We start from the raw sequence: 8,704 nt of genomic DNA on the forward strand, positions 1-8,704 counted from the left end.
ATCGCCATTGGGCTGAACTTCACTGAACTTTGACATGGCGGTGTCGGCGCGGTCGGGTTGCAAGATCAAACCGGCCTCCCATCTTTCCCCTGCCCCTTTCGCAATTGCAGCAATTCCGCTAACCGGGCCGCCGACCAGTTTTCCCCTACGGAGTCTCTTGCCATGACCGCCACCGATCCCGTCGTTTTCCTCTCCTATGCGCGCACCCCGATGGGCAGCATGCAGGGCAGCCTGTCGGACGCGAGCGCGACCGATCTGGGCGCGACCGCGGTCAAGGCGGCGGTCGAACGCGCAGGTGTGTCGGGCGACGATATCGAGCGCATCTATATGGGCTGCGTGCTTCCCGCCGGGCTCGGCCAGGCGCCGGCCCGCCAGGCCGCGATCAAGGCGGGCCTGCCCAAGTCGGTGCAGGCGACGACCGTGAACAAGGTGTGCGGTTCGGGCATGCAGACGGTGATCATGGGCGCCGAGGCGCTCGCCGCCGGCAGCGTCGACCTGATCGTCGCGGGCGGCATGGAATCGATGACGAACGCGCCCTACCTGCTCAAGAAGCATCGCGGCGGCGCGCGCATCGGCCATGACACCGCCTATGACCATATGTTTCTCGACGGGCTGGAAGATGCCTATGAAGCGGGCCGTGCGATGGGCACCTTCGCGCAGGACACCGCCGATGCCTATCAACTCAGCCGCCAGTCGCAGGATGACTATACGCTCGAATCGCTGAGCCGCGCCAAGGGCGCGATCGCTGACGGCGCCTTTGCCGCCGAAATCGCGCCGGTCACGATTTCGGGTCGCAAGGGCGACGTCATTGTCGACACCGACGAGGCCCCCGGCAAGGCGATGCCCGACAAGATCCCGACGCTGAAGCCCGCCTTTGCCAAGGACGGCACCATCACCGCAGCGACCAGCTCGTCGATTTCGGACGGCGCTGCCGCCGTGGTGCTGACGCGCCAGTCGGTCGCCGACGCCAAGGGTGCAAAGCCCGTCGCGCGCCTCGTCGCGCACGCGGCGCACGCACAGGAACCGAAGGATTTCACCGTCGCCCCCGTCGGCGCGATCAACAAGCTGCTCGCCAAGACCGGCTGGTCGATCGGCGACGTCGATTTGTTCGAGGTCAATGAAGCGTTCGCTTGTGTGGCGATGTTCGCGATGCACGACCTTGGCATTCCGCACGAAAAGATCAACGTCCACGGCGGCGCGACCGCGCTGGGCCACCCGATCGGCGCCAGCGGCACGCGCATCATCACGACGCTGATCGCGGCGCTCCAGCGCCATGGCAAGACGCGCGGCATCGCCAGCTTGTGCATCGGCGGCGGCGAAGCGACCGCGGTGGCGATCGAACTCGTCTGAATCCCTCATCGTCAGAAGGTTGCACGGCGCCGTCGCAGGACGGCGCCGTTTCGTCGTTTTGGCCGCGACAAATTGCGACACTAATGACCTGAAAATAAACGCTCCGTTCCGGAACAATTCAAATCGACTCGCGTAATCCATTCCCAGTCATCGGGCAGATCCCCTCCCCCCTGACGATGCAAAGGAATGGCACAATGAAGAGGATGAAATTTCTCACCGCCGGCCTGATCGCCGCGATGATGGTCCCGGTGGCGGCGCAGGCACAGACGCGCGAGATTCGCGAAGAGCGTCGTGACGTTCGCGAAGAACGGCGCGAGCTGCGCGATGCACAGCGTTATGGCGATCGCGGTGACGTTCGCGAGGAACGCCGCGAATATCGCGACGCCAAGCGCGACTATCGCGACGAAGTCCGCGACTGGCGCCGCGACACGCGTTACCAGAATTATCGCGCCCCGTTCCGCTATCAGCAGTTCCGCGTCGGTTCGACGCTGCGCTCCAACTATTACGCGCCGAGCTATCGCCCGACCTGGGACAGCCGCTGGGGCGTGCCGCGCGCCGGTCGCAACCTGACCTATGTCCGCCACTATAACGACCTGCTGCTCGTCAACGAGCGCAACGGCCGGGTCATCAAGGTCTATCGCAACCATTTCCGGTGGCGCTAAACGCTGAATAGAAAAAGGGCCGGACGAGCGATCGTCCGGCCCTTTTTGCATGGGCGATCAGTCGCCCCAGATATGCTCGGTCCGGACCCAGCCCTTGCGGCCTTTGACGTCGAACAGGCACCAGCCCCCCTTACAATCGGTGATCCGTCCGACGACGCCAGGTTCGGCGCGATACGCCACAGCGGCGGACAGGCTGGCATCTTCGCGCATCGGACGGATCTCGCCGGTGATGATCGCGGTTCGCGTGCGGCTGAGCAGTCGGGCCGCCATCCACCCGCGCGTTCCGTCGGGGTCTTCGATCTTGCGCCAGGTTTCATGGCGCGCAATGACTTTGACCGGCAATTCCTTGCGCCGATATTCCCAGATCACCGGAACGTCGGGTGACGGCCCTTTGCGCATCCGCGCTTCATCGACGCTGATCGACGCCCAATATGGCACTTCGACCTCGGATTGGGCGGCGGCGGGTCCCACGGTTGCCGTCAACAGGGCAATGGCGATTATCTGGCGGCTGGTCATCACTCTGCCTTGTCAAACTCATATCCGCATTTCAACCGCTCACCGCGCAAAAGGCTGCGTTCATCCCCAGCTTTTCGCGGCGCTTTCCGCGCCCGCGCTCTTGACCATAGTGCCGCGCCGCGCTCTATCGGCGGCCATGCCCGATTCATCCCGCCCGAAACGCCCGCGCGTCATCGTCACCCGCCAGCTGATGCCGCACGTCGAAGGACGGATGGCCGAATTGTTCGACGTCGCGCTGTCGGCGCACGACGCCGCCTTTTCGACCGACCAACTGAAAGCCGCGGTCGCCGACTGCGACGTCTTCGTGCCCACCGTGACCGACAATATCGACGCCGACGTGCTCGCCGCGGCGGGCGACCGGCTGAAGCTGATCGCCAATTTCGGCGCCGGGGTCGACCATATCGATCTCGCCGCAGCGCGCGCAAAGGGGATCATGGTCTCCAACACGCCCGGCGTGTTTACCGAAGATACCGCCGACATGACGATGGCGCTGATCCTGTCCGTGCCCCGCCGATTGGCCGAGGGCGAGAAAATGATGCGGTCGGGCCAATGGGCCGGTTGGGCGCCAAGCGCGATGCTGGGCCACCGCGTCGGCGGCAAATTGCTTGGCATCGTCGGCATGGGGCGCATCGGCCTCGCCGTCGCGCGCCGCGCGCGCGCCTTCGGCCTGTCGATCCACTATCACAACCGCCGACGCCTGCCAGAAGCGATCGAGGAGGAATTGGGCGCGAGCTATCACGCCAGCGTCGATACGCTGCTCAGGATCAGCGACGTCGTCACGATCCATTGCCCGCACACCCATGAAACGCACGAGATGGTCAACGCCGCGCGCATCGCCGCAATGAAGCCGACGGCCTATCTCATCAACACCGCACGCGGCGAGATTGTCGATGAAAAGGCGCTGATCGCCGCGCTCCAGACCGGCCGCATCGCGGGCGCCGGGCTCGACGTCTATACGCACGAGCCCGCCGTCGATCCGGCGCTGCTCGCGCTCGACAATGTCGTGCTGCTGCCGCACCTCGGCTCGGCGACGATCGAGGGCCGCGAAGCGTCGGGCGAAAAGGTCATCGCGAACATCCGCGCCTGGTGCGACGGCCATCGCCCGCCGGACCAGGTGCTGGAGGGGTGGGCCTGAGCCCGCCCCGCCAAACCATCAGTCCCCCGTCAAAATCCGGTCGACAAGCTGCTTCACCGTCGGGGTGAAATTGTTCGAGTAAAAGGGATCGGTCTTGAAATTGAACGCGGCATGGCCCGCGAACATCAGATTCTGCTCGACATCGCCGCCGTGCGCGATGTCCTGCAACGTCTTCTGGATACAGAAACTGCGCGGGTCGGCAAGATAGCCGGTGGTGTAATCGTCATGGTCCTTCCACGACGAAAATCCGCAATGCGACAGGCAGCCCATGCAATCGGTCTGGTCCTTGCGGATCACCGCCTTGTCGGTTTCGGTCACGAAAACCACCGTATTGTCGGGGGTCTTCAGCGCCTCGGTATATCCTTCGGCAAACCAGTCGCGCGCGCGGGCGCGGTCGTGCGGGGTGACCCAGAAATTCTTGCCCTTCACCCCCACGTCGAGCTGGACGATATGGTCGCCCGCTTCCTGCTTGGAATAAGGGATCTGACGCTCCGAACGCGCTTCCAGATCGCGAAGGAACGGGTTGCGCACCGCGCTGGAATAGAAACCCGTGGGCGAGAAACGATGGAGCAGCACGTCGCCGTCGTCGAGCGTGCGAAGCCGGTCCTTCCATTGCTGCGGGATCGGGCTTTCCTCGGTCAGCAGCGGGCGGGTACCAAATTGAAAGACGATCTGGCCGAGTTCGGGATTGTCGATCCAGTTTTCCCAGTCGCGCAGATACCAGACGCCGCCCGCCATCACGATCGGCACATCGTCCGCAATCCCTTCGGCACGCATCGTTTCGCGGACCGCGGCGACGCGCGGATAGGGGTCTTGCGGCACCAGCGGATCTTCGGCGTTCGACAGGCCGTTGTGCCCACCCGCGAGCCAGGGGTCCTCATACACCACGGCGCCGAGCAGGTGCGGAACCTTGCTGTAGGCGCGCTTCCAAAGCGCGCGAAAGGCGCGGGCCGAACTGATGATGGGCAGGTAAAGGACATTGTGCCGCGCGGCGATTTCGCTGAGCTTGTAGGGCATGCCCGCGCCGCAGGTGACGCCCGCGACAAGCCCCTTGGTGCGTTCGAGCACGCCTTCGAGGATCTGCTGCGCGCCGCCCATTTCCCAGAGCACGTTGATATTGATCGCGCCCTTGCCGCCCGACACGTCGTACGCGCGCTGGACCTGGGCCACCGCGCCCTCCATGCCGTACTGGATCAGCTCTTCGTGGCGCTCGCGGCGCGTCAGCGCGCGATAGATTTGCGGAATGATCTTGCCTTCGGCGTCATAGCTGTCGGCGTTCACGGCCGACACGGTGCCGATGCCGCCGGCCGCCGCCCAGGCACCGCTCGACATATGGTTGGTTGCCGACACGCCTTTGCCACCCTCGACCAGCGGCCAGACTTCGCGTCCGCCGTAAAGGATGGGCTTCAAACCTTTAAACATTCCCAAGTCTCTCTCTCTCCACCGGCCGCGCGCGGCAAACCGGCCCCTTTGCCGTTTCCGTAAGCGGAACGCGGCAAGGAAAGTCAATGGTTGCGCGCCCTATTCGGGAGAGAAGAGGCGGCGACCTTCGAGCGCGCAACCATAGAGCGATTCATAGGCCGCCACCATGGTTGTTTCGTCGAGGCGTTCCTCGGCGGCGCGCCGGTTGGCCGCGCCAATCGCCGTCCGCAAGCCCGCATCGGCGACGAGTTCGGCCAAACCCGCGCGAAAATCAGCCTCGCCGGCGGCGACAAGGCGGCGGTTCTCCGCCGCCACCATCGCAGCCACGTCGCCAACGTCGGGGCTGACCACCGGCAATCCCGCCGCCATCGCCTCAATCACCGCAATGGGCGCCTGTTCGCTGCGCGACGAAAGCGCGAGCAGGTCGAAATGCCCGATCCAGCGTGCCGGTTGTCCCATGAAACCCGGCATTACCAGCCGATCGGCAATCCCGCACGCCGCCGCCTCGGCAGCGATTGCTGCACGTTCAGGGCCCTCGCCAACGATGACCAGCCGGACGTTTGCGGGCAATGTGGCGACCGCGCGGACAAGACGCGGCAGATCCTTGACTTTCCGCAGCCCCGCAACCGTGCCGATGACGACGTCTCCGTCGCGCCGATCCAGCCCCGGAATAGCCACCGACGGCGCGGCTCGATAAGCAGCGACGTCGATCCCGTTGCGGATCACGACCGTATGCCGCCGGGCGCCCCACTCGTCCGCCGCAATCCGTTCAAGCAGCGCCGAGGGCACCACCAGCGCCTCTGCCGTGGGCAGTGCAAGTCGGCGGAAGGTATTGCGTTTCCAGTTGCGGCGGACGCTCTCGTCCTCGTTGAACCCATCCTCGTGATGGATCAGCGGTGGCACCGCACAAAATCGCGAACACAGGCGGTGCGCCATCACGCCGTCCATCGAGCCCCAATTATAGCTGAGCACCAGGTCGAACTGCTGCATATAGCGCGCCAGATTGCGGTATCGCGTGGGGCCGGGCTTGCCGTGCAGCGGCGGCGCGTTGGCGGGAAATTCGACATCAATGTCCGGGTCGATCGCGCGCTGTGCTCCCATCGCATCGGGCACTGCGGACAAAATGGTGTGGCGCGCCCGCGGACCCATCAGGTTCATCAGCCGGACGGCGCGCGCTTCCTTGCCTCCCAGCGAAAAGCTCGAGTGAAGATGCAGCAGCCGCGCGGGCGCATGTGCCCCAGTCACGCGCGGGGCAGGTCCGCGACCCACGCGTCGATCGCGGCACGCGCTTCGGCTTCGTCCATCGTCGGGGCATGGCCGACCCCCGGCACCTCAACCAGCCGGGCACGCGGCAGTTCGGCGACCATCTTTTCGCTCGCCGACCGCGCCAATATGTCCGACAGCGCGCCGCGCAGGATCAGGAGCGGCACATCGCCGAGCGCGCGGTATGCGGGCCACAGATCGACCCCGGCCTCCCCGCCGTTCGGCACGCGCAGCGGGGCCGCGATCTGCTTGTCATAATCGGTGACAATACGCCCTTCGGGGGTCAACCTGTGCGTCCGCTTGGTCAGCCGCAACCAGTCGTGGATTTCATAGCCAGGATAGACCGCGCCGTTGAGGTCAGCAAAGGCGCGCGCCGCGTGCATCCATGTCGGCTGGCTGCCGCCCGCCCCGATATAATCGCGGATTCGCTCGAGCCCGGCGGCCTGGAGCTCAGGTCCGACATCGTTCAGCACCGCGCCGACCAGCCGCCCCGGCAGCGTCGCCGCCATCAGCATCGCGACCAGCCCGCCCAACGACGTGCCGATCGCCGCGAACCGGGTTATTCCCAGTTCGTCGAGCATCGCGACGACATCCTGCACATAAGTCAGCGGGACATAGGTCATCGGGTCCTTGGCATATGCGCTTTCGCCCCGGCCGCGAAATTCGATCACGATCACCGCGCGCTGCTGCGCGACGTGTGGTGCCAGCGCCTCGAAATCGCGGGCATTGCGCGCCAGCCCCGGCATACACAGGATCGGAGGCGCGGTCTCGCTGCCGTCGGGCCCCGCATAGACGCGCGCGTGCAGCCTGACGCCGTCGGACGACCACCAATATTGATCCGACCAGTCGCGGCGGCTGTCCTGTTTTGCCAGAATGGCGCGTCCCCTTGCTTGCTGTCTCGGTTTGCTGTCTCGGTCACGTCCCGGCGTGCAGGACTCATCCCGTGTCTATCGCCAACCGCGCCGCGCGGCGCAAGCAATCCGTCACATCCACCCGCCACAGGTTGCCGCCACCCGCATTCACCGATAAGAGCCGAGCGACCATGAGCGAGACCCTGATTTCCCTTGAACCCGCAACCGGCGAAGAGCTGTGGCGCGGTCCGGTCAGCGATGTCGATGCCGAAGTGGAAATCGCCCGCCGGGCTTGGCCCGAATGGGCGTCGAAACCCGTCACCTTTCGCACCGAGACACTGCGCCGCTTCGTCGACCGGGTGAAGGCGGAGGGCGAAACGCTGGCCGACCTGATCGCGCGCGAGACCGGGAAACCGCTGTGGGAGGCGCGTACCGAGGTCGAATCGGTCGCCAACAAGGTCAATATTTCGGTCACCGCCTATGCCGAACGCACCCCGAACCGGCGAATCGAGGGCGCAATGGGGCTACGCAACGCGGTGCGCCACAAACCGCATGGCGCGCTTGCGGTTCTTGGACCCTATAATTTCCCCGCGCACCTGCCGAACGGTCATATCGTCCCTGCGCTGATCGCCGGCAATTCGGTGATCTTCAAACCGTCCGAAAAAACCCCCGCGGTCGGCGCCAAGCTTGTGGAGTTGTTCCACAGCGCCGGCGTGCCGGAAGAGGCGCTGCGCCTGGTGATCGGCGGTCCCGAAACAGGCAAGGCACTCGCGGGCCACGAAGGCATCGACGGCCTGCTGTTCACCGGGTCGGCGCGCACCGGCCTGGCGCTCAACCGCCAGTTTGCGGGCCAGCCGGGGAAGATGCTTGCGCTCGAAATGGGCGGCAACAACCCGATCGTCGTCTGGGATACCGCCGACATCCGCACCGCTGCGGTGCTCGTCGTCCAGTCGGCCTTTCTCAGCGCCGGACAAAGGTGCAGCAATGCTCGCCGCCTGATCGTGCGCGACAGCCTTGCCGACAGGCTGATCGAAGAGGTGCGCGACCTGGCAAACCGTTTGATCGTCGATCATCCGCATGCCGACCCCGCACCCTATATGGGGCCGGTCATCGACAATGAGGCAGCCGATGGCCTGACCGAAAGCTTTCTGATCCTGATGTCCAACGGCGGGCAGGTCATCCGCCATATGACGCGGCCGATTGCGGGGAGGCCATTCCTTACCCCCGGAATCATCGACGTCACCGCCATGCCCGAACGCCCCGACGTCGAGCTGTTCGGACCATTGCTGCAAGTGATCCGTGTCGGCACCTTTGAAGCCGCGATTGCAGAGGCGAACAACACCGCTTTCGGCCTGTCGGCGTCACTGATCGGCGGCACGCCGCAGCTTTACGACCAGTTCTGGGCGAATGCGCGCGCGGGCGTGATCAACTGGAACCGCCCGACCAACGGCGCGTCCTCGGCCGCGCCTTTCGGCGGCATCGGACTGTCGGGCAACCACCGGCCG

The 8,704-nt window shown here is 65.3% G+C and carries 8 protein-coding genes; 4 read left to right on the forward strand and 4 right to left on the reverse strand.

Features of this window, described 5'->3' with window-relative positions; all coding sequences use genetic code 11:
• Positions 1-162 precede the first annotated feature (162 nt).
• Together A3E77_RS06645 and A3E77_RS06650 are read left to right on the forward strand one after the other, a co-directional pair.
• A complete protein-coding gene (locus tag A3E77_RS06645; RefSeq protein WP_293644315.1) occupies positions 163-1,350 on the forward strand; it encodes an acetyl-CoA C-acyltransferase in 1,188 nt (395 codons plus the stop codon).
• Positions 1,351-1,544: 194 nt separating this feature from the next.
• Positions 1,545-2,012: a hypothetical protein gene (locus A3E77_RS06650; protein ID WP_293644317.1), complete on the forward strand. Its 468-nt coding sequence runs from the start codon at positions 1,545-1,547 to the stop codon at positions 2,010-2,012.
• Between the two features lie 57 nt (positions 2,013-2,069).
• Here A3E77_RS06650 and A3E77_RS06655 read toward each other — a convergent pair whose 3' ends face one another.
• Positions 2,070-2,528 carry an SH3 domain-containing protein gene (locus tag A3E77_RS06655; protein WP_293644319.1) on the reverse strand — a complete coding sequence of 153 codons (459 nt, stop codon included), beginning with the start codon at positions 2,526-2,528 and terminating at the stop codon, positions 2,070-2,072.
• Positions 2,529-2,664: 136 nt separating this feature from the next.
• Between A3E77_RS06655 and A3E77_RS06660 the strand changes: the two genes are divergently transcribed.
• A complete protein-coding gene (locus A3E77_RS06660; protein WP_293644321.1) occupies positions 2,665-3,663 on the forward strand; it encodes a 2-hydroxyacid dehydrogenase in 999 nt (332 codons plus the stop codon).
• An 18-nt stretch (positions 3,664-3,681) separates the two neighbouring features.
• Here A3E77_RS06660 and A3E77_RS06665 read toward each other — a convergent pair whose 3' ends face one another.
• From A3E77_RS06665 to A3E77_RS06675, 3 genes are all read right to left on the reverse strand, one after another.
• A complete protein-coding gene (locus A3E77_RS06665) occupies positions 3,682-5,085 on the reverse strand; it encodes an NAD(P)H-dependent flavin oxidoreductase (RefSeq protein ID WP_293644323.1) in 1,404 nt (467 codons plus the stop codon).
• A 99-nt stretch (positions 5,086-5,184) separates the two neighbouring features.
• Positions 5,185-6,330: a glycosyltransferase gene (locus A3E77_RS06670; protein WP_293644325.1), complete on the reverse strand. Its 1,146-nt coding sequence runs from the start codon at positions 6,328-6,330 to the stop codon at positions 5,185-5,187.
• Complete coding sequence (locus tag A3E77_RS06675; RefSeq protein WP_293644329.1) at positions 6,327-7,220, reverse strand: alpha/beta fold hydrolase; 894 nt, start codon at positions 7,218-7,220, stop codon at positions 6,327-6,329. The genes A3E77_RS06670 and A3E77_RS06675 overlap by 4 nt, the downstream gene beginning before the upstream one ends.
• 170 nt (positions 7,221-7,390) lie before the next feature.
• Here A3E77_RS06675 and A3E77_RS06680 point away from each other — a divergent pair.
• The coding region (locus tag A3E77_RS06680; RefSeq protein WP_293644327.1) for a succinylglutamate-semialdehyde dehydrogenase at positions 7,391-8,704 on the forward strand (1,314 nt) is incomplete at its 3' end.

The organism is Sphingopyxis sp. RIFCSPHIGHO2_12_FULL_65_19 (assembly GCF_001830555.1).
Taxonomy (GTDB): domain Bacteria; phylum Pseudomonadota; class Alphaproteobacteria; order Sphingomonadales; family Sphingomonadaceae; genus Sphingopyxis.